This is a genomic window from Streptococcus sp. HMSC057G03 (assembly GCF_001808745.1).
Classification (GTDB): Bacteria; Bacillota; Bacilli; order Lactobacillales; family Streptococcaceae; genus Streptococcus; species Streptococcus parasanguinis_Z.
The window spans coordinates 1-24,762 of the sequence record NZ_KV794415.1; the positions used below are offsets into that span (position 1 = coordinate 1).

A 24,762-nucleotide genomic window follows, 5' to 3' on the forward strand; every position below is an offset into this window, starting at 1 on the left:
GTCGGCTCTTGAGTCGTAGTGGTTGTTGTAGTAGTTGATGTCATATCGCCATCCACTCCACCGTTTGCATTAATATTTGCAACAGATGCATTGACTTCCTTGGCAACAACGGCTTGCTCACCTTTAACTTGATACCATACCTTAGTATTGTTTAAGAAATTCTTTTGATTTTCATTCTCTACTTTAGTTTGGTAGAAGATGAGAACTCCAGTTTTATCGATTTGGCTTTGAGGAATAGTAACCGTAATTTTTCCTGCAGCATCAACTGTGAATGTTGATCCAGGAAAGGCTGCTAAGAAATCATCGATAGCAGTTGAGCCACCGTAATATCCTGGTTTGTTACCTGTAGTAGTAATACTAAAACTATCTTTTACAAGTGAATGACCACCTTGGATGTCATCTTCAACACGAACATCACCATCTACATCTAAGTTCATTGCATTAATGGTTAGTGTCCAAAGAATATGTTCAGGATCATTCGCGTGCATATCACCCGCTTTGAGATAGAATGGAGCGCTGTTAACACCAGTAGCCATTTTCTTAACGTTTAATTCTACTTTTCTAGCTCCACTAATAATAGTGAATTTTCCAACATGCTCCTTATCGGTTGCTGTATCGTTATGACCCTCAATCTCAAACTCACCCCAACCGCGAATGTTTTGAAGGTTTTTGATAGCCTCATTGAAAGTAACTGTCGCAGATCCATCTGTAATAACCATGTCTCCAACGTAAGTTCCGTCAATACTTAATGGAATAGTCTTTTTAAATCCTATCCCAAAGACTGTTCCAGAACTAGTCCAATTAACTTTTAATGTATCCCCCGGTTGAATCTTTTGTGCATGCTCATCAAATGTAAACTTAACAGTTGTTTGTCCACCATCTGTGATTTCTTCTGATGAAACAGTAAGTGAGCTAATATTGTTGCTGACATCGCCAGCTTTTACCATATCAGATTGCGATAATACGATGAATAATAATGGTAAAAATACAATAAAGAAGACTTTGACAAGTCTACTTAGATTCATTTTTTTCATTTTCTTCTCCCATTTTTCTCCAATTATCTACATCAATTTGTATGTTGTTGCCAAAAACTTACAAAATTGAGAAATTTTTATAGGTGTCTTTTAAGACGACATTAATAAAAGTGCACCCCCCACTAGTCTATTTTCAAAAAAGACATCTACAAAGTGAATTATATCACAAATTAGTAAGATTTTAACAATAAAAATATTTTATCTATGAAATTTTAAGGATTTTATAAAAATCAGATAAATGAAAAAGGACTATTGTTTGTTAAAATAGTCCTTTTAGCTTAAAGTGGAACAACTTCAAGCTTATGTTTTATCTCATTGTCACAAATTCTTCGGATCCGGTTGGGTGAATGGCGACGGTTGCGTCGAAATCGGCTTTTGTCGCTCCCATCTTGATAGCAACTGCAAATCCTTGGATCATTTCATCGACTCCGTAGCCAAGACCATGAAGGCCAACGACCCTTTCTTCGGGACCAGCAGTGATGAGTTTGAATTTTGCTTGCTGGCGGTGTTGGGTAACAGCGGTGTACATGGAAGCAAATTGAGAAGTATAGACTTTGATATTCTCTTTACCATAAGTTTGCTGGGCTTCTTCCTCCGTTAGGCCAACGGTTCCAATAGCAGGGTGAGAAAAGACAACGGTTGGGATGTTTGTATAATCCATTTTGGCATTGACTTTTCCATTGAATAGTCGTTCAGAAAGAGTGCGTCCAGCTTTAATAGCGACAGGGGTTAATTCTTTTTCTCCTGTAACATCCCCAAGAGCATAGATTCCTGGAATAACTGTATTCTGGTATTCATCTACTTCAATGAATCCCTTTTCATTTAAGGTGACGCCTGCAGCTTCTAGATTGAGATCCTGGACGTTTGGTTTTCGTCCTGTTGCCCAGATAACATGATCTGCCACGTGGCTGGTCATATCCTCAAAATAAATCTTCACACGACCGTCTTCTAATTTTTCAAGCTTCATGGGAACCTTATGTTTGTGAAGCGGAAGGTTTTGTTTTTCCATTTCTTCCATTAAGCCATCGACAATGTAGGAATCAAACTTTCTTAAGGGACGATCACCGCGAACGAAGAGATCGGTCTGAACACCAAGGGCATGGAGCACACCGGCTAGTTCCACTGCGATGTAGCCAGCTCCAATAATGGCAATAGATGTAGGAAGTTCTTCCCAAGCAAAGACATCATCAGAAGTTTCGCCAAATTCAGCTCCAGGAACAGAAGGAATAAAGGGATGGGCACCGGTCGCAATTACGATATGCTTGGCCTTAATGGTTTCTCCATTTACCTCAACCGTATGAGCATCCACAAAACGGGCACGTCCTTCAATTCGTTCAACCCCATTGCGTTTGAAACTGCCATCATAGGAATTACGGGAACGGTCAATATAGGCTTCGCGATTTTTTCTTAAGGTTGCAAAATCAAATTTTGTCTGTTCAGAAGTAAATCCATAGTCTGGTCCATAATCGCGAATTGCTTCTGCAATTTGTGCACCATACCACATAATCTTTTTAGGCACACATCCTCTGTTGACACAGGTGCCACCCAATTGTTTTTCTTCAATGACAGCAGCGCGCGCTCCGTACTCTCCAGCCCGGTTCATCGTAGCGATTCCTCCACTACCTCCACCGATTGAAATAATATCAAATTCTTTCATGTTTTCCTCCTAAATAGGACTTCAGTTTGATTGTAATATCAACTGTTACAAAAGTCAAGGGTTTAGCATGTTACCAAGCATTTAAATTTCATGTTGCCGTGTCAATTTTAGATAGAAAAGTAAGGAAATATGGTATACTATGGTATAGAATAAAACGCTTTCTTTGATGGAGAAAAACGATGAAGAAATTGAAAAAATGGCAACTATTTGCAGCTGCAGGTGCAGCTATTGCGGTGATTGGAACAGGAAGTGTGATGGTGTTTTCGCACCCAAGTACTCCTGATCAAGCAATCACGAAAGAAACTCCAATGGTGCAAACGGTCAAGGATGGATCGATCGCTTCTTCAGTCTTGTTAACTGGGAAAGTCACTGCCAACCAGGAGCAGTATGTCTATTTTGATGGAACCAAAGGGGATTTGCAGTCGATTTTGGTCAATGTAGGAGATCAAGTAACAGCCGGTCAGCCGATTGTTCAGTATAGCAGTACAGAGGCCCAAACCGCTTATGATGCAGCCGTTCGTGCTGTCAATAAGGCAGATCGTCAGTTAAATGATTTACTGACAAATGGTGTGACCATTGATACGACAGGAGATGAAGAAGCAGATGCCAAATCGGCTTCGCAGACCCAACGAACAGTCGATTCTCAAGCTAGCGATTTACGAGATGCTAAGTCAGATGCGGTCGATAATATGAACAAGGCTAAGGCTCTTCTGGATGCGACAACAGTCAGGAGTAATACAGATGGTACCGTGGTCGAAGTCAATAAAGATGTTTCAAAATCGACTACAGGGACCAACCAAACTCTGGTTCACATTGTGAGCAACGGGAATTTACAAGTTAAAGGGGAATTATCTGAATACAATTTGGCCAATATCTCTGAGGGTCAGGAAGTGGTCCTCACTTCCAAGGTTTATCCGGATAAAACCTGGACAGGAAAGATTTCTTATGTAGCGAACTATCCGACTGACGCGGGTCAAGCAGGTGCCAATGCAGCAGGTGGAACACAAGGAAGCGGTGGAGCCAAGTACCCATTTACAGTGGATATTACCAGTGAGATTGGAGAACTCAAACAAGGCTTTTCTGTCAATATTGAAGTCAAAAGTTCTACTCAACATCCCCTTGTTCCCGTGACAAGTGTCATGGCTGATGGGGATACGAGTTATGTATGGACGGTCGAAAATGGCAAGGCTAAGAAAGTAAAAGTAACTCTTGGTAACGCCGATGCTGAAAACCAGGAAATCTTGTCAGGCTTGAAGAAAGATGCTCAAGTTATTGTGAATCCTAATGAGAAACTGGAAGATGGAAAAGAGATCGGAAAATATGACAAAATTGATTGAGCTAAAAGGAATCAATAAAACCTATAAAAATGGGGATCAGGAACTTCGTGTCTTAAAAGACATCGATTTAGAAGTCGAAGAGGGAGAATTTGTGGCCATTATGGGTCCATCTGGCTCAGGGAAATCGACCTTGATGAACGTCATTGGCTTGTTGGACCGCCCGACCAGTGGAGAGTATTTCCTAGAAGGTCAGGAGGTTGGAAATCTCAGTGAGAAAAAATTAGCACGTGTTCGAAATGAACAGATCGGTTTTGTCTTTCAACAATTCTTTCTTCTCTCTAAGCTCAATGCCTTTCAAAATGTAGAACTGCCTCTCATTTATGCAGGGGTTCATCCTGCTAAACGGAAGGAATTAGCTGAGCAGTACCTTGAAAAGGTGGAGCTCCATTCTCGCATGCACCATTTGCCGTCGGAACTCTCAGGGGGTCAAAAACAGCGGGTTGCGATTGCTCGAGCCCTTGTCAATCAGCCAGCCATCGTCTTAGCAGATGAGCCGACTGGAGCCCTAGATACCAAGACGGGGGAGCAAATAATGGACTTGTTAACCAAGCTAAACCAAGAAGGAAAAACCATTATCATGGTTACACACGAGCCAGAAATTGCAGCCTTTGCGCATCGCCGCATCGTCATTCGTGATGGAGTGATCTCCTCAGATAGCAAGCTGGAAAGGGGGACCTAATGCAAAATTGGAAATTTGCGATCAGCTCGATTATGAGCCATAAATTACGGTCTTTCTTGACCATGGTAGGGATCATTATTGGGGTTGCTTCTGTCGTTGTCATCATGGCTCTTGGAGATGGAATGAAAGCTGGTGTCACCAAGACCTTCACCAAGGACCAAGAGTATGTACAAATCTCTTATTCTCCCAACAAGAGTGGCTATGTGACTGGGATCAATATTGGCCCTTCTGATGATACTGGAGAAGGAGAAGGCGGAGGCGAAAGTGGCCCTGCAGCTGAAGACCGAGGGATGGCTGCTCCATCGGATATCGATGGGGAAAACGCTGAAGATGTTGATGGTCAAGTTCAAGAAGCACCGCCAGTTGTGCAAGAATCTTGGGTTAAGGAATTAACCAAGATTCAAGGCATCGATGGTTACTATGTTGGCAATACCTCCAATGCAACCATTGCTTTTCAAAAGAAAAAAGCAGAAGGGGTAAACATCCAAGGGGTAAATGAAACCTATTTTTCTGTCAAAAAGGTTGAGCTCTTATCTGGACGAAAATTAACCCCTTCAGACTATAGTAATTTCTCCCGGGTGGTGCTCCTTGATGAAGGATTGGCCCAACAATTATTTGGAACGGAGAATCCACTGAATCAGGTGGTCTCTGTTGGGGACAACAATTATCGCGTCGTTGGTATTTTCAAGGATCCAAATGCCGGGACAGCCCTCTATGGAGCTTCTTCAGGTGGAAGTGCCTTGATGGCCAATACCCAGCTGGCTTCTGAATTTGGAACAGACGAGATTCAGAACATTGTCGTTCACGTTCCAAATGTGAAAGAAATCAAATCTGTTGGGATCGAAGCTGCTCAAAAGCTAACGGAGCTTTCAGGTGTTCGACAAGGAGAATTCCAAATCTTTAATTTGGATAGCATCCTAGAGGAAACCAATAAAGTAGTAGGAATTATGACGACAGTGATTGGTGCCATTGCTGGGATTTCCCTCTTAGTTGGTGGCATTGGAGTCATGAATATCATGTTGGTTTCTGTTACTGAGCGGACGAGAGAAATTGGTCTTCGCAAGGCTTTGGGAGCAACTCGGGGTAAGATTCTGGTTCAATTTTTGATTGAGTCGATGGTCTTAACCATCATTGGTGGACTGATTGGACTTGGCCTTGCTTATGGTGTGAATAGCTTGATTACTACACTCGCAGCAGCTTCCCTAGAAGGACCACCGATTATTTCCTTAAATGTCGCCATCGGCAGTATTATTTTCTCTGCTTTTGTAGGCATCATCTTTGGAATTTTACCAGCGAATAAGGCTTCTAAGTTAAACCCGATCGAAGCACTGCGTTATGAATAAAAAAATAGGAGCGGGTCAGGATGAATGGTTTAAGATTCTCCACGCTCCTTTTTGATGCTGTTTTGGAATAGCTTGTCGAAACCTTGTCTTATACAGGTCAAACTATTTGGACAGTCAACGACGGTCTTCCGATGTTTTTGAGTATTCATTCAAGAAGCTGCATTTTTTCTTCCATCTTATTTTTGTTTAATTGGTAAATATTAGTGAATTTCTGGCCTAAATATGATAGAATAGGGGAGAATAACTTAGGAGGTTCCAAATGACTACTGAACATATGGAAGAATTGAATGACCAGCAGATTGTCCGTCGTGAGAAAATGGCGGCCCTTCGTGAACAAGGAATCGATCCATTTGGGAAACGATTCGAACGCACTGCAAATTCAGGTCAATTAAAAGAAAAATATTCAGAATTAGATAAAGAACAACTCCACGAATTGAACGAAACAGCAATTATTGCCGGTCGTCTCGTAACCAAACGTGGAAAAGGAAAGGTTGGCTTTGCCCATCTTCAAGACCGTGAAGGTCAAATTCAGATCTACGTTCGTAAGGACGCTGTTGGAGAAGAAAACTACGAAATCTTCAAAAAAGCAGACCTTGGTGATTTCCTTGGTGTTGAAGGGGAAATCATGCGCACAGACATGGGTGAACTTTCGATTAAAGCAACTTATATCACTCACTTGTCAAAAGCCCTTCGTCCTTTGCCTGAAAAATTCCACGGACTTTCAGACGTTGAAACCATCTATCGTAAACGTTATTTGGATTTGATTTCAAACCGTGAAAGCTTCGAACGCTTTGTAACCCGTTCAAAAATCATCTCTGAAATCCGTCGTTATTTAGATGGTCAAGGATTCCTTGAAGTGGAAACACCAGTGCTTCACAATGAAGCTGGGGGTGCGGCTGCCAAACCATTTATCACTCATCACAATGCACAAAACATTGACATGGTGCTTCGTATCGCGACTGAGCTCCACTTGAAACGTTTGATTGTTGGTGGGATGGAACGCGTTTATGAAATCGGACGGATCTTCCGTAACGAAGGAATGGATGCTACTCACAACCCTGAATTTACTTCGATCGAAGTCTACCAAGCTTACGCTGACTTCCACGATATCATGGACTTAACAGAAGGCATTATCCAACATGCTGCGAAAGCGGTCCATGGTGATGGTCCAATTGACTATCAAGGAACAGAAATCAAAATCAACGAACCATTCAAACGGGTTCACATGGTTGATGCGATCAAAGAAATCACAGGTGTTGACTTCTGGCAAGACATGACCTTTGAAGAAGCTGTAGCACTGGCAAACGAAAAACATGTACCGGTTGAAAAACACTACACAGAAGTGGGACAAATTATCAATGCCTTCTTCGAAGAATTCGTTGAAGAAACCTTGACACAACCAACTTTTGTTTACGGTCACCCAGTAGCAGTGTCACCTTTGGCTAAGAAAAATCCAGAAGATCCACGCTTCACTGACCGTTTCGAACTCTTCATCATGACCAAAGAGTATGCGAATGCCTTCACCGAATTGAATGATCCGATCGATCAATTGCAACGTTTTGAAGCACAAGCGCGTGCCAAAGAATTGGGAGATGACGAAGCTACAGGCATTGACTATGACTATGTTGAAGCCCTTGAATATGGTATGCCACCAACAGGTGGACTTGGAATTGGTATTGACCGTCTCGTTATGTTGTTGACAAATGTAACAACAATTCGTGACGTCCTTCTCTTCCCAACTATGAAATAAGCTAAAAGAAAACACTGATCGCAAGATCAGTGTTTTTTAGTCTTCCATATAAGAGGTGTCGTTCCAAGTGTCTAAGTGATAGTGCTCAAAATCATCTGTTGTCAGAATCGTCACGCTGGCATTATCTAGTCCGCCATTTTTGCGAAGTTCTCCTGTGTCATAACCAAGCAAGGTTCGAATAGAAGCTGTCAAATTAGCCCCATGTCCAACGATGAGAACGGTATCGAGCTCTTTTCCTTTCAGGCTTTTTACAAAATCACAGGTACGTTTGGTCGTTTCATAGACAGATTCTGCATCAAAGATTTCATTTTGAAAGCGGGCTAGGTTATGGCGAAAGGCATCCATTTGTTGGGGATAGATAGCTGAAATAGTAGAAATTTTAGCTCCTTCCAATTTTCCCAAATTCCATTCACGAAGAGCAGGCGTTGCTTGCAATTCTAGAGGTGTTTCCAATTGATCGAGGAGGATCTGTGCGGTATGGACTGTTCGTGGTAGATCACTTGCAAAGGCTGCATCAAAAGGAACAGTAGCCAGGTGCTTTCCTAATTTTTCAAGCTGATGAATAGAGGCTGGTAACAGCGGAGAATCGCCATTTGATCCCTGAAAACGTCCTTCTTCATTCCATTCTGTCCGTCCGTGTCGAATAAAATATAGTTTCACAATCTTGTCTCCTTCTCTGTCATTATTCTAAAATATCTGCAAAAGTCGCTTGTACGAAGTCTGCTAGAAGTTGTGGTTTGATTTGAATACTATGGCCGATTTCCCCAGCAGATACGATCATGGTTTCTAACTGAAGGGCTGATTCATCGATAAAGATTGGGAAAGAATGCTTTTGACGAATGCCCACCGGATTATTGGCCCCATGAATATAACCTGTTGTTTTTTCGAGATCCTTTTGAGGAATCATAGCCACTTTCTTATTGCCCGATAATTTGGCCAATTTTTTCTCTGAAAGATGCTCCGTGATAGGAATGATCCCAATCACTGGACCCGTTTTATCTCCTTTGAGAGCTAGGGTTTTGAAAATAGTAGAGCGATCAATCCCTTCTGGTAAGATCCCTTCTAAAGCGTTGATTTGTAAGCCTATGTGCTCGATTTTTGCTTTAGTCAAGATCTGTTCGACCAAGGTTTTCTTCACTTTATTTTTTTTTGCCACGGCTTTCTCCTTTTCTCTTTTTCTCTACAAAATCAGATTTCATTAGACCATTATAACATATAATAGCGACGATATTCTCTTCTCCTTAAAAATAGAAAACAGCAGAAAAAGTGAAAACCACTTGATCTGCTGTTTTAAGGCTATGAGGAAGAGTTATCTTTTTGTACCTTGAAAAGCTTCCGATAAATCGCTTCTTGGTCTTGCGTCGGAGCAATTTGGTTGAGATCCAAGTAGTGTGAGAATCCATTTAATTGCCCTTGAGAGGTATATTGATGCAAGTCGTATTCCGTGTTGGTATCTGGCGCAGCATTATAGTAGCCATCATCAAATCCATAAGTAGGAATCCAAAGAGCCGTAAATTTATCAGTGGAGATACTATGTTCTTCCATGAAGTAAGTTCCGATATAGAGTCCAATATTTTTTGCACCCAAAGCTTGCAGTTTTGCTCGGAAAGCTTCAACACCTGCGTTCATATCCTTCATAGTTTTTTCCTCAACGTCTAACCAATAGTAGGTCGGTTTGTAAGGAGAAGCAGCCTTGTAAAATTCTTCTGCTTCTTTTTCCATTTCTTTTTTATCCTTAGCAGCGACATAAGCATAGACTGCGACAGGGATATTTCGTTTTTGGAATTCTTGGATATGGGTTTTAAAAGATTTATCCAGACCATTTAAGTAGGTTGCTGCATTTTCCTTTTTTGCTTGAGCCCCACTATGGACACGAATGATCACACCTCCCACATTTTGGGAGAGGACATCGTAATCAATTTCACTAGGCAATTGCCAGCCTGAGATATCAATGATCGGGCGGCCAACCAGTTCTGGATTGATGTCTTCCTCTTTTTTAGAAGAAGAGCTTGCAGTAGTTGTTTTTTTAGGTGTATTGGAGTTCGGAATCGTTTGGGTTGTTTCTTGTTGTGCTCTTGCTTGCATATCAGCAATTGTTCGTGAAAGAACGAGAAAAGAAATGAAACTGATAAAAAAGACCAAGAGAACAACGGGTTTTATCCTTTTTCTCATACAGAATCATTTTACCGTAAAAAAAACGAAAAGGCAAAACTTAATGCTTAAAAGATCCCAATTTCAGCCATTATTTTCAAAAAAAAGGAATCTTTTCATCGAAAAAGGATAAAAATATATGAAAATAAGAAAGATATTAAGAATATTTCTGGAAAATAGAGAAGAAGCCGAATCTTTTCTGGCCTTTCCTTGGTTTTGCTTCTTAAAAATGATATAATGAAGGTTGAACATTAGGAATATGGTGAATTATGAAAATTGAAAAAAGACATCTTTTAAATTATTCCATCCTCATTCCCTATTTGATTTTATCCATTATTGGTTTGATTGTAGTTTATTCGACAACAAGTGCCTTGGCAATTCAAAGTGGAGTGAGTTCTACTCGGATGGTGCGGACACAGGGACTCTTTTTTATCCTTAGTCTCCTAACCATCGCCTTGATTTATAAATTTAGCTTAAAGTTTCTTCGAAATAAAAAAGTGCTGGCTTTTGTCATCTTTATTGAAGTGATTTTGTTGATTTTGTCTAGGTTTATCACGGATACGGTCAATGGAGCTCACGGTTGGTTGACAATTCCTGGAGGTTTCAGTATCCAGCCAGCGGAGTACCTCAAGGTGATCTTAGTCTGGTATCTGGCCTTGATCTTTTCGAAACGACAAGATGAAATCCGTGATTATGATTATCAAGCCTTGACCCATAATGAATGGATTCCAAGGAATTTAAACGATTGGCGTTGGCTGACCTTGATTCTGATTGGAATCGTTGTGATTATGCCGGACTTGGGAAATGCGACGATCTTGGCCTTAACGGTCTTGATCATGATTACGGCTAGTGGAGTGGGCTACCGTTGGTTTACCTCTTTACTTGGTTTAGTTGTTGGAGCCTCCACCATTGTCCTTGGTTCAATTTGGATCATCGGTGTGGACCGTGTCGCTAAAATTCCTGTCTTTGGTTATGTGGCCAAACGTTTTAGTGCCTTCTTTAACCCCTTTAATGACTTGTCTGGCGCAGGTCACCAATTAGCTAATTCTTACTATGCCATGAGTAACGGTGGTTGGTTTGGCTTAGGGCTAGGAAATTCCATTGAAAAACAAGGTTACTTACCAGAAGCGCACACAGACTTTGTGTTTGCGATCGTGATTGAAGAATTAGGTTTTGTTGGAGCTAGCTTGATCCTTGCTCTCCTATTCTTTTTAATTCTTCGGATCATTTTAGTCGGTATTCGAGCAAAGAATCCTTTTAATTCGATGATGGCCATTGGGATCGGTGGGATGATCTTAGTGCAAACCTTCATTAACATCGGAGGAATTTCTGGTTTGATTCCGTCTACAGGAGTGACCTTCCCCTTCTTATCCCAAGGGGGAAATAGCTTATGGGTCTTATCCGTAGCGATTGCTTTCGTTTTGAATATCGACGCTAGTGAAAAACGGGCTAAGATGGAACAAGAAGGCATGGTTTTTGAAGAAAAAGGTAAAATCAAACCTTATTATTAAAAGGGAATTGTTGAATGGCTATTCAAAAAGGAGAAAAAATGGTCTTACAAAAATTAGAGAACTTCACAAATAAAGATATTATCAAAGAAGAAGCCGAAATTTTAACCAATTTATTAGATGATATTACGAAAAATTTGGTTCGTCCGGAAACCTTTGATAAAATTAGGCAGTTGAAGGATCTATCAAAAACACAGAACTATCGTGAGTTGAATCAAATAGTGGAACAATTGACAAATGAAGAAATGACAGTGATTTCACGTTATTTTGCGATTTTACCACTCTTGATTAACATCTCAGAAGATGTCGATTTGGCCTATGAAATCAATCATTTGAATAACGTGGATGGTGAATACCTCGGAAAACTTTCTTCAACCATCAAAGAAGTTGCGAAAAATGAAGATGCACAAGAAATTCTTGAAAATCTCAATATTGTACCTGTTTTAACAGCCCATCCAACTCAAGTGCAACGAAAAACCATGCTGGATCTAACCAATCATATTCATGCTCTTCTTCGTCAGCACCGGGATGTTAAAGCTGGTTTAATGAATGAGAATAAGTGGTATAACAATCTTCGTTGTAATATCGAAATCATGATGCAAACGGATATGATTCGTGACAAAAAATTGAAGGTTACCAATGAGATCACCAACGTCATGGAATATTACAATAGCTCTTTCTTACAAGCTGTTCCAAATCTTATGTTGGAATACAAACGCTTGGCAAAAGAGCATGGATTAGAGCTTGAACAACCACGTCCGATCACAATGGGTATGTGGATCGGGGGAGACCGGGACGGGAATCCATTTGTAACAGCTGAGACCTTGAAGCGTTCAGCAACTATTCAAAGTGAAGTCATTTTGAACTATTACATCGAAAAGATTTCAAAATTATACCGTCATTTCTCCCTTTCAACGAGTCTTTCTAAAACAAGTGAAGCAGTAGCTGAAATGGCCGCCCTATCCAGTGATACATCCGTCTTTCGTGAAAAAGAACCTTACCGTCGGGCTTTCCACTATATCCAGTCAAAATTGATCCAAACCTTGGTCAATTTAAAAGAATGGACTATGGTTGGGGAAACTAGAGAAGATCGTTATGCTGTCGAGAGGTTATTAGGAGCAAATGCTCATCAACAAGGGCCAGTTTCTGATTATATCGGCAATCGTATCTCTGGGGCTCTAAAGAAAATTTCTGAGAAAGAAGCTCCAGCTTATGCATCAGCTCAAGAATTTAAAGAAGACCTTGAAAAGATCAAAGATTCCTTGTTAGAAAACAAATCAGAGTATTTGATTTCTGGTGAATTTGCAGAACTTCTAGAAGCCATCGATGTTTTTGGATTCTATCTGGCCTCTATTGATATGCGCCAGGATTCGAGTGTGCATGAAGCCTGTGTGGCAGAATTGCTGAAATCAGCTGGAATTAATGACCATTATTCTGATTTATCAGAGGATGAAAAGTGTCAAGTTCTCTTGAAAGAACTTTTAGAAGATCCACGTATTTTATCAGCAACTCATGCTGAAAAATCTGAACTGCTTGAAAAAGAATTAGCGATTTTCCAAACGGCCCGTGAATTGAAGGATCGTTTAGGAGAAGAAGTCATTCGTCAAAACATCATTTCTCATGCAACCAGTGTGTCAGATATGTTGGAATTGGCTGTGATGTTGAAAGAAGTGGGCTTAGTCGATACGGAAAAAGCTCGTGTGCAAATCGTGCCTTTGTTTGAAACCATCGAAGATTTGGATCACTCAGAAGAAACCATGAGAAGTTACTTGTCTCTTCCGATTGCCAAACGTTGGATTGCTTCTAAGAACAACTACCAAGAGATTATGTTAGGTTATTCTGATTCCAACAAAGATGGTGGATACTTGTCTTCTTGCTGGACCCTCTTTAAAGCCCAACAACAATTGACCGCTATCGGAGATGAGTTTGGAGTGAAGATTACCTTCTTCCATGGTCGTGGTGGTACTGTTGGTCGTGGTGGAGGTCCTACTTATGAAGCCATCACGTCTCAACCATTGAAATCCATTAATGACCGTATCCGCTTAACTGAGCAAGGGGAAGTAATCGGCAATAAATATGGAAATAAAGATGCTGCTTACTACAACCTTGAGATGCTCGTCTCTGCAACCATTAACCGAATGATTGCCGAACAAAAGAGTCCATTCTCTATGTTTGATCGTTTCGGGGAAGTCATGGATAAAGTCGTGAATCGCAGTTACGATATCTATCGTGATTTGGTCTTTGGAAATGAGCACTTCTATGACTACTTCTTTGAATCAAGTCCGATCAAAGCAATTTCAAGCTTTAATATTGGTTCACGTCCTGCTGCTCGTAAGACCATTACAGAAATCGGTGGTTTGCGTGCTATCCCATGGGTCTTCTCATGGTCACAAAGTCGGGTGATGTTCCCTGGTTGGTACGGAGTAGGTTCTAGCTTTAAGGAATTTATCGATGAGGATCCTGAGAATATCGAAACCCTTCGATACATGTATAAAAACTGGCCTTTCTTCCAATCTCTCTTGTCAAATGTGGACATGGTCTTATCCAAAGCCAACATGGACATTGCCTTTGAGTACGCCCAATTGTGTGAAGAAGAAGAAGTTCGTAATATCTATCAGATCATCTTACATGAATGGCAATTGACCAAGGACATCATCTTGATGATTGAAGAGCAAGACGAGTTGCTCGCTGAAAACCCTTATCTGAAAGAAAGTTTAGATTATCGGATGCCGTACTTTAACGTTTTGAACTATATTCAGTTAGAATTGATTCGACGTCAACGGACCGGCCAATTACCAGCCGATCAAGACAAGCTAATCCATATCACCATCAACGGTGTGGCGACAGGATTACGTAATTCAGGTTAAAAAAATCGGAACGACTGTTCCGATTTTTTTATTCCCTGAACCCAAAGAAGCAAAAGGTACAGAAAGGCTTAAATAGCAGATTTTAAATGAGAATTTTCAAAGCTAGATCAGGATCTTTCAGCAAGCTGATAAAATAAAAGAAAAGAAGAGGAATAATTAAGAAAATATAGGTAAAAGGCTTGCAATTTTATCTAAAATTCGATAGAATAGTAAGGAAAGTTAGACTGTATTGCCTACTGTCTATCTATAAAATATATTTTATTGGAGGCTTTTACTCAAATGGCAAAAGAAAAATACGATCGTAGTAAACCGCACGTTAACATCGGTACAATCGGACACGTTGACCACGGTAAAACTACCCTAACTGCAGCAATCACAACTGTTTTGGCACGTCGCTTGCCTTCATCAGTTAACCAACCTAAAGACTATGCGTCTATCGATGCTGCTCCAGAAGAACGCGAACGCGGTATCACCATCAACACTGCACACGTTGAGTACGAAACTGCTAAACGTCACTACGCTCACATCGACGCTCCAGGACACGCGGACTACGTTAAAAACATGATCACTGGTGCCGCTCAAATGGACGGAGCTATCCTTGTAGTAGCTTCAACTGACGGACCAATGCCACAAACACGTGAACACATCCTTCTTTCACGTCAGGTTGGTGTTAAACACTTGATCGTCTTCATGAACAAAGTTGACTTGGTTGACGATGAAGAATTGCTTGAATTGGTTGAAATGGAAATCCGTGACCTTCTTTCAGAATACGATTTCCCAGGTGATGACCTTCCAGTTATCCAAGGTTCAGCTCTTAAAGCTCTTGAAGGTGACTCTAAATATGAAGACATCATCATGGAATTGATGGATACTGTTGATGAGTACATCCCAGAACCAGAACGTGATACTGACAAACCATTGCTTCTTCCAGTCGAAGACGTATTCTCAATCACTGGACGTGGTACAGTTGCTTCAGGACGTATCGACCGTGGTGTTGTTCGTGTCAACGACGAAATCGAAATCGTTGGTATCAAAGACGAAATCCAAAAAGCAGTTGTTACTGGTGTTGAAATGTTCCGTAAACAACTTGACGAAGGTCTTGCAGGGGATAACGTTGGTGTGCTTCTTCGTGGTATCCAACGTGATGAAATCGAACGTGGACAAGTTATCGCTAAACCAGGTTCAATCAACCCACACACTAAATTCAAAGGTGAAGTTTACATCCTTACTAAAGAAGAAGGTGGACGTCATACTCCATTCTTCAACAACTACCGTCCACAGTTCTACTTCCGTACAACTGACGTAACTGGATCTATCGAACTTCCAGCTGGAACTGAAATGGTAATGCCTGGTGATAACGTGACTATCGACGTTGAGTTGATCCACCCAATCGCCGTTGAACAAGGTACTACATTCTCAATCCGTGAAGGTGGACGTACTGTTGGTTCAGGTATGGTTACTGAAATCGAAGCTTAATTCGATCTAGTTCCCAGATTAACAATTATATAGACAGACAGAAAACCCCGTGAAGACGGGGTTTTTATTTTGGTAAAAAGTAAAATGAGCTTGTGCAACCTTTCATTATGACGAAAATTATGGTAAAATAGATAGTATAAAATTAGAAAAAAGAGGTATGTGAAATGTCACGTAAACCATTTATCGCTGGTAACTGGAAAATGAACAAAAATCCAGAAGAAGCAAAAGCATTCGTTGAAGCTGTAGCATCAAAACTTCCTTCAGCTGACCTTGTTGAAGCTGGTATCGCAGCTCCTGCAGTTGACTTGACAACTGTTCTTGCTGCTGCTAAAGGTTCAAACCTTAAAGTTGCTGCCCAAAACACTTACTTTGAAAATGCTGGTGCCTTCACTGGTGAAACTAGCCCACAAGTTTTGAAAGAAATCGGTACTGACTACGTTGTGATCGGTCACTCAGAACGTCGTGACTACTTCCATGAAACTGATGAAGATATCAACAAAAAAGCAAAAGCAATCTTTGCGAACGGTATGCTTCCAATCATCTGTTGTGGTGAAAGCCTTGAAACTTACGAAGCTGGTAAAGCAGCAGAATTTGTAGGGGCTCAAGTTTCAGCTGCTCTTGCTGGATTGACTGCAGAACAAGTGGCTTCAACAGTTATCGCATACGAACCAATCTGGGCGATCGGTACTGGTAAATCAGCTTCACAAGACGACGCACAAAAAATGTGTAAAGTTGTTCGTGACGTTGTAGCTGCTGACTTTGGTCAAGAAGTGGCTGACAAAGTACGTGTTCAATACGGTGGTTCAGTGAAACCTGAAAACGTTGCTGAATACATGGCTTGTCCAGACGTTGACGGAGCTCTTGTAGGTGGTGCATCACTTGATCCAGAAAGCTTCTTGGCATTGCTTGACTTCGTTAAATAATGACATATAAAAAGGCGAGAGGTTTCTCGTCTTTTTTATAGTAGAAAAGACCAGCTACAAAGCTGGTCTTTTAAGTTAGGAACGTCCTAATAGTTTCTTAACGAGAGAAATCAGTTTGTATTTCAGAGGACTTGGGTAATAACGGAAGGTCCCCATCTTACGGACGATGTAGCCGTTGAAGTTTTGTTTGAAACGAAGAACACCGTCTGACCCGTCAAAGATTCCTTGAATACCAAGGAAGTTATATCTTGGGATACCACGTTTGATGGTTTCAAGCATCATATATTCCTGGAGAACAGCAGGAGCATAGAACTTATTAAATTCTGTATAAGAGCCACTGAATAAATAGGTGGATTCTTGTGGCATATAGACGAAGAGGCTACCTGCAAGAATGACGTCTTGATCTCCATATTTTTCAATATATTCTTTTGCGTCCCTCTTTCTCACCTCAAAGGTATCAAACTGGCTAGAGAATTCACGAAGTTGATTTTGTTTTTTCTCTGAGTTGGGGTTGACTTCTAGATCCTTCTGTAATTTTTCAATCTTCTGTGCTAGTTTCGCTTGGTCTTTTTCAAGATTCGTGTAGTAGTGGTGGAAGTTCAGCGTTGCGATCATGAAATCTGCCTTGTCACCAAAGCTATCATAGAAGGTTTGGTAATAATCCAAGGTCTTGTCCTGATAGTCTCGACGATCACTAGTAGAGGAGGTAATATCCTTAAAGAGTTGCAGTTCATTGCGGTTTAATCGTTTCAGTTCAATACCGAAAGATTTGGCTTTTTTGACAAGTGGCTTTCCTTTTTTACTGAAGCTCTGGAGAAGATTTTTTTCGGTGATACCCTCCATATCTTTCACATAGTGCCAATCACCTTCTCCACCTGGGTAACCAGTTGTTAAACCATCATGCTGATAGCCCAAGTTTTTAAGGGTATCCATAAAATGGGTTTGCTCTTCACTGGTTGGATTACCGTCACTGTCAAAGGTTTGATAGGTATCATAGGGCTTGATGACGAGTTCAATAGCGCCATTGTCTTTCGCATAGTCTTTTAAAGCTGCATAGAAGGGTTCTAGCATAGCTTCCTCTTGGTAGAGGGGCCCTGAATTGATTTCCATATGGAGACCACCTGTCATGGGAAGACTATACAAGATCGCAGCCACTTGGACTTGATCATCTTCCTTCCAAGCGATAAATTGGACGGTATTTCCTCGCTCTACAAGCAGATCTGCCATCTCTGCAGACTGGATGAAAGAGCGATGGGGGACGGTATTTGCAAATGAGGTAAATTCTTCTTTTGAAATTGTCGTAAGAGTCATGTAACTTATTTACTCCTTAATTTTTTCCGAATCTTGTAAGCTGTGTTTACAAGTGGATAGAGTAGACTTGTTGGAAGGTTGAATTCCCCAACAAATTCTTCAATGATAGGATTAAACTTAGATTTAAAATGATAGAGTCCACCATCGAGTGAATTTTCAATGCCTCCCATATTTTGCCAAGAAGCACCACGGTCGAAAGCGTGTTGGGCAGTTTCATACCAGGTGAGGATAGCAGGTTGGTAACGGCGGAATTCTTCATCCATCCCTGCATAAACATTTTCAGACGTCCCACCGAATTCAAGGCTTAAGGTACCAGATAAAGGAACGACCTTTTTACCTGCCTGGAGATGCTGCTCAAGAAATTGCAGTTCTTCCTCTATGCGCTCTTTTTCTTTTTGGTTGTTCTCAACTTTGCCGGGCTTTGTTTTTTCAGTGAATTTTTCAGCCTCTGCCTTGTTTTTTTCAAGATCTTTTGTAAGGGAGGTTTTACGCTTCTCGAGATCTAGAGTAGATAAAGTAATGTAGGATTGTCCTTGGTAGGTTGTAAGTAGTTTTTCGTAATAATCTTTTCCACGTAAATGAATGCTTTTACGAGCCTCAGTCTTTTTCATAAGAGAAGCAAAGTCCTCTAATAATTCAGTCCCGCCAAATTGGACTTGGATCCCTTTGTTTCGAGCAGTTCGGATGGCTTGTCGAGTAGATTTTGAAAGATCTTGCTCGGTGAAAAACTCTTTGTGGATATTCGCTTGAAAGCGTGGTTGGATATTTTCTGCCATATCACTGGTTCGGCCAGTCCATTCAATCCCTTCTTTTGTTAGGGTATCGATCACTTCTTGCACGGCAGGAGCTTGCGTCTGTTCTTGTCCAATCAATTGTTTACTCAAGAAAAGACTTGGATCAAATTTCACAAACAAGGCCTTGTATTGTTTGGCTATCTTTTTAAGGGACTGGATCACATATGAAACCAGCTCCTTGTTTTGGTAATCCATGATGGGGCCTCGAGGAATGTAGAGCATGGAAAAGCCAAGTGGCAGGGGTTGAATCAAGATGCTTGCAACAGCGACTAATTGGTCTTCTTGATAAAAACCAACCCGTTCATTTCCCCAATTATCTTTGATTTTTGCCCATGAGCTGCTTTGTAAGAGATTGGTTTGGTCACTCTGAATAACAAAGTCATCATGCTCACTAGCAGAAATTCCTAGCTGGTAATGGTACATTTCTTATAATACCCACTTTCTAATGGCGTATGCAACGCCAGATTCATCATTTGATTTGGTAATAGTTGTAGCAATTTTTTTAAGAGCTGGATTGCCATTTTCCATAACGACAGCATGTCCCACGACTTCTAGCATGGAACGGTCATTTTCTTCATCTCCGATAGCCATGGTTTCTTCTTGCTGGATTCCAAGTCGTTCAGCTAGATGAAGAACGGCAGCTCCCTTATTGGTCGTTTTTCCTAGAATTTCTAAATAAAAAGGGGCTGATTTGACCATGGTGAAGCGGTCCTGAAATTCTTTTGGGATTTTTGCAATCGCAGTATCCAGAATATCTGGTTCATCGATATACATGGCCTTGACAAATTCTTTCTCTCGAACTTCTTCAGGCGTCCGGTAATAAAGGGGCATATTGACCAGTTGAGATTCATGAATGGTGTAGCGTCCGATATCGCGATTGCTGGTATAGATGCCGTCTTTAGTAATAGCATGAGAGTGGATTTGGAGTTTGTTAGCAAGAGACTCGATATCGAGATAGTCCTCATAATGTAAAAGGTCTTTGATGAGTTCTTTTCCAGTAGCAGTTTCTTGCACCAGACCGCCATTAAAGGTAATGACATAGTCTCCAGGATCCATCAAATGGAGTTCTTTTAAAAGTTTTGAGACCCCTGCGATAGGACGACCGGTTGTGATCACGATTTTAACGCCTGCGGCTTTAGCATCTTGAATGGCTTCAAATACGGAAGGTGTGATCTCTTTTTTTGAATTGAGGAGTGTACCATCGATATCGATCGCAACTAATTTAATGGACATCCGTCTCTCCTGTAAAATAATCATTGGTAATGTAAGAAGTGAATTCTTCTACTTGCTTACTGAAAAGTCCATTAACCTCCAGCATTTCTTTTGGAAAATAGAAGCGGTTGTCCCCATAGCGAGTTCCTGCTAAAGCAGCGACGAGTGGAGACAACTGAGACAATTCAGCGAGACTCCCATCTTTTCGGATCATCTCGATCTGGGTCCGTGGTTTTTCAAGCTCTGGTCGATAAATATCGTAAGGCAGGTCAAAATTTTGATGAATAGCTGTGTAGTAGGTTGGATTAAAGCCAACCTCTTTAATCAGTTTTTCAAGGATTGCTAAGTCTTTCCGCTTATCTTCTGTAAATAGAATCGACTTAAAGACTTTCCGATTGATATAGCGCTGAGCAAGATCAGACAGGATGGTATCCGGGCTATCCATCCAGACTTGGAAATAGGTATTCATCACACCGTCATCTAGATTTAGGTAGTCTTGAATGGTGACCTCTTCTTCAAAAAATGGAATCAAGCGAGGTGAAGTCAGTTGAAAATACTCTTTCTGATCTGGATAAATGGTTCTAGCGCGTTTGAGTAGATTTTGAAGGAGGACTTCCATGGCACGAGTAGCTGGGTGGAAGTAGACCTGCATATACATTTGGTAACGGCTGACCACGTAATCCTCGACAGCGTGCATGCCATTTTGTTGGAAGGCAATACCATTTTCAATCGGTCGAATGACACGCAAAATACGGGTCAAGTCAAATTTTCCATAGGAAGCACCCGTAAAATAGGCATCCCGCAGTAAATAATCCATCCGGTCCACATCAATTTGACTAGAAATCAATTGCACCACTTGTTTATTGGGGTAGGTATGATCAATGACGCTGGCTACACGATTTGGGAAATCAGGTGCTACCTGTAAGAGGATCTGATTGACCTCCGTCTCTGGACTGGTGATGATCAGCTGGGTCATTTTTTCATGATCGGTCCCAAAGAGTCCTTCGAAGGTATGGGAATAGGCACCATGTCCAATGTCATGAAGAAGAGCGGCTGTCATGGTCAGTAAGTTTTCATCAGAATTCCATTGCTCTGCATACTTTTCCTCAAAAATGGACAGAATGCGTCTTGAAATTTCATAGGCGCCAAGACAGTGAGAAAAACGACTATGCTCCCCACCGTGGAAGGTAAAACCAGATGTCCCCAGTTGTTTGATGCGGCGTAGTCGTTGAAATTCTTTACTATTAATTAATTGATAAATGATGGGATGATCCACATGAACGTAATCATGTACGGGATCGCGAAAGACTTTTTCATTCATGGGTCTATTATAGCAAAAAAAAGCCTATTTTGCGATCTAGAGGCTAATAGGGGCAGTCAAAATGCGTAAAATTTGATAGAATAGTAAGGCAAGAAAAGAAGAGAAGGAGACAAAGATGCAGATTCGCATTCAAAATACCATTCGATTTGGAGAAGAAATGGAAATCGTTGATCAGTACTATCAAGGTGAATGGAAGGAAAAAGCAGGTTTTCAATATCTCTTGTATACCAATGAAGAAGATGAAAAGGTTGCTTTGAAATTTTCCAACGATGAATTGGTCATGACACGATTCTCAAGTCCTAAATCCATCATGCGTTTCTACAAAAATGAAGATGGTGGGGCAATCATCCCAACTCCGATGGGCATTCAGCAGTTTTTGATTACAACAGACCTCTTTCAATTAGAAGCAGGTCATTTGCAAGTCTCTTATCGCTTGTTAACTCTCGATGGAGAACAGGAATTTGCCAATTATCAATTACTAGTGGAATGGGAAGAATAGACCTCATTAAATTATTAGAGATCCCGCTTGCTTTATTCTATAAAAATGGTATAATAAAACCACTCAAGGGAGTAGCTGGCGGTTTTCCGCGATAGTGTCGTCATTACGAATTATTTCCGGCACTATATTAAACAGCGAGACTTGTTTTTTTAAAAAACAGGTCTCTTTTTTTGTAAAAAGAGGCCAAAAAGGAGGAGACTGTTTTGTCAAAAGAACAAAATAAAGATTTGTTTTACACGCAATCTTCTGAGGAAGTCCTAAAGAACTTGGACTCATCTGTCGAAGGTTTGTCAACCGCCCAGGCTCAAGAACGCTTAGCGAATTATGGTCGTAATGAGTTGGAAGAGGGTGAAAAACGTAGCCTACTAGCTAAATTCCTTGATCAATTTAAGGATTTGATGATCATCATCTTGCTTGTGGCAGCGGCACTTTCTGTGATTACAGAAGGAATGGACGGTCTAACGGATGCCATGATCATCTTGGCCGTTGTTGTCTTGAATGCTGCCTTTGGGGTTTACCAAGAAGGGCAAGCAGAAGCAGCCATTGAAGCTCTGAAAAATATGTCTAGCCCCATGGCTCGTGTTCGTCGTGATGGCCATGTTATTGAGATTGACTCAAAAGAATTGGTACCCGGAGATATCGTCTTGCTTGAAGCGGGAGATGTCGTGCCTGCAGATATGCGTTTGTTTGAAGCAGCTTCTCTTAAAATTGAAGAAGCAGCTCTTACAGGGGAGTCTGTGCCAGTTGAAAAAGATGTGACAGGACTTGTTGAAGCAGATGCTGGTATTGGGGACCGCGTTAATATGGGTTACCAAAACTCAAATGTAACTTATGGTCGTGGTATTGGTGTCGTAACAAACACTGGTATGTATACAGAAGTTGGTAAGATTGCAGATATGTTGGCTAATGCCGATGAGACTGAAACACCATTGAAGCAAAGCTTGGAACAATTATCTAAAGCCTTGACTTACTTAATTGTTGTGATTGCGGTCATTACTTTCTTAGTTGGTGTCTTCGTTCGTGGAGAGCATCCATTAGAAGGCTTGATGGTTGCGGTAGCCCTTGCGGTTGCGGCCATTCCAGAAGGACTTCCTGCCATTGTAACTATCGTTCTATCTTTGGGAACTACAACCCTTGCCAAACGCAATTCGATTGTTCGTAAATTGCCAGCGGTTGAAACTCTTGGTTCAACAGAAATCATCGCATCTGATAAAACAGGTACTTTGACTATGAACCAAATGACTGTTGAGAAGGTCTACACCAACGGTCAATTGCAAAGCTCAGCAGCTGAGATTGCTGCTAGCAACAATACCCTTCGTATCATGAACTTTGCCAATGATACTAAGGTGGACCCATCTGGCAAGTTGATTGGGGACCCAACAGAGACTGCTTTGGTACAGTTTGGTTTGGATCACAATTTTGATGTTCGCGAAATTTTGAAGGATGAGCCACGTGTGGCTGAATTGCCATTTGACTCTGACCGTAAGCTTATGTCTACTATCCATAAGGAAGCTGATGGTTCATACTTTATCGCTGTCAAGGGGGCCCCTGACCAATTGCTCAAGCGTGTGACGCGTATTGAAGTTAATGGGGAAGTTCGCCCTATCACGGATGAAGATAAAAAAGCTATCCTTGCTACCAACAAAGACTTGGCTAAACAAGCCCTTCGTGTCTTGATGATGGCTTATAAGACAAGCCATGAAATTCCAACCTTGGAATCTGAAATCGTTGAGTCTGACCTCATCTTCTCTGGTTTGGTCGGCATGATTGACCCTGAGCGTCCAGAAGCAGCAGAAGCTGTTCGTGTCGCTAAGGAAGCAGGTATCCGCCCTATCATGATCACGGGTGACCACCAAGATACAGCAGAAGCCATTGCCAAACGTCTTGGAATCATCGATCCAAATGATACAGAAGACCATGTCTTCACAGGGGCTGAGTTGAATGAACTGACTGATGAAGAATTCCAAAAAGTCTTCAAGCAATACTCTGTCTATGCGCGTGTATCACCTGAACACAAGGTTCGGATCGTGAAAGCTTGGCAAAATGAAGGAAAAGTTGTTGCCATGACAGGTGACGGAGTCAACGATGCGCCATCACTTAAGACAGCTGATATCGGTATCGGTATGGGGATCACTGGTACAGAAGTTTCTAAGGGAGCTTCAGACATGGTCCTTGCAGATGATAACTTTGCAACCATTATCGTAGCGGTAGAAGAAGGACGTAAGGTCTTCTCAAATATCCAAAAATCTATCCAATACCTCTTGTCTGCCAATATGGCTGAAGTCTTCACCATCTTCTTTGCAACCCTCTTTGGATGGGATGTTCTTCAACCAGTACATCTTCTCTGGATTAACCTGGTTACCGATACTCTTCCAGCCATCGCTCTTGGTGTGGAACCAGCTGAGCCAGGTGTCATGACCCACAAACCTCGTGGACGTAAATCTAACTTCTTTGACGGTGGGGTCTTCGGAGCTATTCTTTATCAAGGTGTCTTCCAAACCATGCTGGTTCTTGGTGTTTATGGCTGGGCCTTACTCTATCCAGAACATGCGACTCGTGCCGAAATCCATGCAGACGCTTTGACCATGGCCTTTGCAACTCTTGGTTTGATCCAATTGCTCCATGCCTTTAACGTTAAATCGGTTTACCAATCCATCTTTAAAGTGGGACTCTTCAAGAACAAGACCTTTAACTGGTCGATTCCAGTTGCCTTTGTTCTCTTGATGGCGACCATCATTGTCCCTGGATTTAACAAACTCTTCCATGTCTCTCATTTGAGTTTGACACAATGGTTAGCTGTTATGATTGGTTCGCTCTTGATTGTTGTTCTCGTTGAGATTGTCAAAGCCGTTCAACGTGCACTTGGAAAAGATAAAAACGCCATTTAAACATAAAAAAAG

At 41.3% G+C, this 24,762-nt stretch carries 19 protein-coding genes; 10 read left to right on the forward strand and 9 right to left on the reverse strand.

The window, feature by feature from the left end; all coding sequences use genetic code 11:
• Together HMPREF2686_RS00075 and gorA are read right to left on the reverse strand one after the other, a co-directional pair.
• Positions 1-1,034: collagen binding domain-containing protein (locus HMPREF2686_RS00075; RefSeq protein WP_070448749.1), on the reverse strand; the 1,034-nt coding region annotated here is incomplete at its 3' end.
• Between the two features lie 307 nt (positions 1,035-1,341).
• Positions 1,342-2,691: a glutathione-disulfide reductase gene (gene gorA / locus HMPREF2686_RS00080; protein WP_070448752.1), complete on the reverse strand. Its 1,350-nt coding sequence runs from the start codon at positions 2,689-2,691 to the stop codon at positions 1,342-1,344.
• A gap of 179 nt (positions 2,692-2,870) precedes the next feature.
• Here gorA and HMPREF2686_RS00085 point away from each other — a divergent pair, with 179 nt between their 5' ends.
• The 4 genes from HMPREF2686_RS00085 (at position 2,871) to lysS (ending at position 7,800) form a co-directional block, all read left to right on the forward strand.
• The gene (locus HMPREF2686_RS00085) at positions 2,871-4,028 is read left to right on the forward strand and encodes an efflux RND transporter periplasmic adaptor subunit (RefSeq protein WP_003008081.1); all 1,158 of its coding nucleotides are present in this window, start codon (positions 2,871-2,873) and stop codon (positions 4,026-4,028) included.
• Complete coding sequence (locus tag HMPREF2686_RS00090; RefSeq protein WP_003002759.1) at positions 4,012-4,707, forward strand: ABC transporter ATP-binding protein; 696 nt, start codon at positions 4,012-4,014, stop codon at positions 4,705-4,707. Before HMPREF2686_RS00085 ends, HMPREF2686_RS00090 begins: the two co-directional genes overlap by 17 nt.
• Positions 4,707-6,050: an ABC transporter permease gene (locus HMPREF2686_RS00095; RefSeq protein WP_070448754.1), complete on the forward strand. Its 1,344-nt coding sequence runs from the start codon at positions 4,707-4,709 to the stop codon at positions 6,048-6,050. The genes HMPREF2686_RS00090 and HMPREF2686_RS00095 overlap by 1 nt, the downstream gene beginning before the upstream one ends.
• Before the next feature lie 259 nt (positions 6,051-6,309).
• A complete protein-coding gene (gene lysS, locus HMPREF2686_RS00100) occupies positions 6,310-7,800 on the forward strand; it encodes a lysine--tRNA ligase (RefSeq protein WP_070448755.1) in 1,491 nt (496 codons plus the stop codon).
• Positions 7,801-7,836: 36 nt separating this feature from the next.
• On the opposite strand, the gene HMPREF2686_RS00105 is transcribed toward lysS, so the two are convergent.
• The 3 genes from HMPREF2686_RS00105 to HMPREF2686_RS00115 form a co-directional block, all read right to left on the reverse strand.
• Positions 7,837-8,460, reverse strand: a complete 624-nt coding sequence (locus HMPREF2686_RS00105) for a histidine phosphatase family protein (protein ID WP_031574000.1) — start codon at positions 8,458-8,460, stop codon at positions 7,837-7,839.
• Between the two features lie 22 nt (positions 8,461-8,482).
• On the reverse strand, positions 8,483-8,956 hold the full coding sequence (locus HMPREF2686_RS00110) for an aminoacyl-tRNA deacylase (RefSeq protein ID WP_070448757.1): 474 nt from the start codon (positions 8,954-8,956) through the stop codon (positions 8,483-8,485).
• Between the two features lie 140 nt (positions 8,957-9,096).
• Positions 9,097-9,972 (reverse strand): GH25 family lysozyme, encoded by an 876-nt coding sequence (locus HMPREF2686_RS00115; RefSeq protein WP_070448759.1) that lies wholly within the window; start codon positions 9,970-9,972, stop codon positions 9,097-9,099.
• 248 nt (positions 9,973-10,220) lie between these two features.
• Here HMPREF2686_RS00115 and ftsW point away from each other — a divergent pair, with 248 nt between their 5' ends.
• The 4 genes from ftsW (at position 10,221) to tpiA (ending at position 16,725) form a co-directional block, all read left to right on the forward strand.
• Complete coding sequence (ftsW, locus tag HMPREF2686_RS00120; RefSeq protein ID WP_003008061.1) at positions 10,221-11,462, forward strand: cell division peptidoglycan polymerase FtsW; 1,242 nt, start codon at positions 10,221-10,223, stop codon at positions 11,460-11,462.
• A 38-nt stretch (positions 11,463-11,500) separates the two neighbouring features.
• A complete protein-coding gene (gene ppc / locus HMPREF2686_RS00125; RefSeq protein ID WP_070448794.1) occupies positions 11,501-14,326 on the forward strand; it encodes a phosphoenolpyruvate carboxylase in 2,826 nt (941 codons plus the stop codon).
• Between the two features lie 279 nt (positions 14,327-14,605).
• Positions 14,606-15,802: an elongation factor Tu gene (gene tuf, locus HMPREF2686_RS00130; RefSeq protein WP_003008055.1), complete on the forward strand. Its 1,197-nt coding sequence runs from the start codon at positions 14,606-14,608 to the stop codon at positions 15,800-15,802.
• Positions 15,803-15,966: 164 nt separating this feature from the next.
• Positions 15,967-16,725 carry a triose-phosphate isomerase gene (gene tpiA, locus HMPREF2686_RS00135; protein WP_003002560.1) on the forward strand — a complete coding sequence of 253 codons (759 nt, stop codon included), beginning with the start codon at positions 15,967-15,969 and terminating at the stop codon, positions 16,723-16,725.
• Positions 16,726-16,800: 75 nt separating this feature from the next.
• Here tpiA and HMPREF2686_RS00140 read toward each other — a convergent pair whose 3' ends face one another.
• The 4 genes from HMPREF2686_RS00140 to HMPREF2686_RS00155 are packed head-to-tail and all read right to left on the reverse strand — an operon-like array spanning position 16,801 to position 21,363.
• Positions 16,801-18,036 carry an aminoacyltransferase gene (locus HMPREF2686_RS00140; RefSeq protein WP_070448761.1) on the reverse strand — a complete coding sequence of 412 codons (1,236 nt, stop codon included), beginning with the start codon at positions 18,034-18,036 and terminating at the stop codon, positions 16,801-16,803.
• 5 nt (positions 18,037-18,041) lie between these two features.
• Positions 18,042-19,253, reverse strand: coding sequence for an aminoacyltransferase (locus tag HMPREF2686_RS00145; RefSeq protein WP_070448763.1), 1,212 nt, complete (start codon positions 19,251-19,253; stop codon positions 18,042-18,044).
• Between the two features lie 3 nt (positions 19,254-19,256).
• Positions 19,257-20,063, reverse strand: a complete 807-nt coding sequence (gene yidA / locus HMPREF2686_RS00150) for a sugar-phosphatase (RefSeq protein WP_049472437.1) — start codon at positions 20,061-20,063, stop codon at positions 19,257-19,259.
• Complete coding sequence (locus HMPREF2686_RS00155; protein WP_013903868.1) at positions 20,053-21,363, reverse strand: HD domain-containing protein; 1,311 nt, start codon at positions 21,361-21,363, stop codon at positions 20,053-20,055. The genes yidA and HMPREF2686_RS00155 overlap by 11 nt, the downstream gene beginning before the upstream one ends.
• A gap of 115 nt (positions 21,364-21,478) precedes the next feature.
• Here HMPREF2686_RS00155 and HMPREF2686_RS00160 point away from each other — a divergent pair, with 115 nt between their 5' ends.
• Together HMPREF2686_RS00160 and HMPREF2686_RS00165 are read left to right on the forward strand one after the other, a co-directional pair.
• Entirely contained in the window at positions 21,479-21,862 is a 384-nt protein-coding gene (locus HMPREF2686_RS00160; RefSeq protein WP_003008038.1) for a YwiB family protein, read from the forward strand.
• 203 nt (positions 21,863-22,065) lie between these two features.
• Entirely contained in the window at positions 22,066-24,750 is a 2,685-nt protein-coding gene (locus HMPREF2686_RS00165; protein WP_070448765.1) for a cation-translocating P-type ATPase, read from the forward strand.
• The last annotated feature ends 12 nt before the right edge of the window (positions 24,751-24,762 follow it).

Coding starts and splice junctions, on each gene's coding strand:
- HMPREF2686_RS00155 (WP_013903868.1), bottom strand. CDS start 21,363: ATGAATGAAAAAGTCTTTCGCGATCCCGTACATGATTACGTTCATGTG.
- ftsW (WP_003008061.1), top strand. CDS start 10,221: ATGAAAATTGAAAAAAGACATCTTTTAAATTATTCCATCCTCATTCCC.
- HMPREF2686_RS00085 (WP_003008081.1), top strand. CDS start 2,871: ATGAAGAAATTGAAAAAATGGCAACTATTTGCAGCTGCAGGTGCAGCT.
- gorA (WP_070448752.1), bottom strand. CDS start 2,691: ATGAAAGAATTTGATATTATTTCAATCGGTGGAGGTAGTGGAGGAATC.
- ppc (WP_070448794.1), top strand. CDS start 11,501: ATGGTCTTACAAAAATTAGAGAACTTCACAAATAAAGATATTATCAAA.
- HMPREF2686_RS00095 (WP_070448754.1), top strand. CDS start 4,707: ATGCAAAATTGGAAATTTGCGATCAGCTCGATTATGAGCCATAAATTA.
- yidA (WP_049472437.1), bottom strand. CDS start 20,063: ATGTCCATTAAATTAGTTGCGATCGATATCGATGGTACACTCCTCAAT.
- HMPREF2686_RS00145 (WP_070448763.1), bottom strand. CDS start 19,253: ATGTACCATTACCAGCTAGGAATTTCTGCTAGTGAGCATGATGACTTT.
- lysS (WP_070448755.1), top strand. CDS start 6,310: ATGACTACTGAACATATGGAAGAATTGAATGACCAGCAGATTGTCCGT.
- HMPREF2686_RS00140 (WP_070448761.1), bottom strand. CDS start 18,036: ATGACTCTTACGACAATTTCAAAAGAAGAATTTACCTCATTTGCAAAT.
- tuf (WP_003008055.1), top strand. CDS start 14,606: ATGGCAAAAGAAAAATACGATCGTAGTAAACCGCACGTTAACATCGGT.
- tpiA (WP_003002560.1), top strand. CDS start 15,967: ATGTCACGTAAACCATTTATCGCTGGTAACTGGAAAATGAACAAAAAT.
- HMPREF2686_RS00115 (WP_070448759.1), bottom strand. CDS start 9,972: ATGAGAAAAAGGATAAAACCCGTTGTTCTCTTGGTCTTTTTTATCAGT.
- HMPREF2686_RS00160 (WP_003008038.1), top strand. CDS start 21,479: ATGCAGATTCGCATTCAAAATACCATTCGATTTGGAGAAGAAATGGAA.
- HMPREF2686_RS00090 (WP_003002759.1), top strand. CDS start 4,012: ATGACAAAATTGATTGAGCTAAAAGGAATCAATAAAACCTATAAAAAT.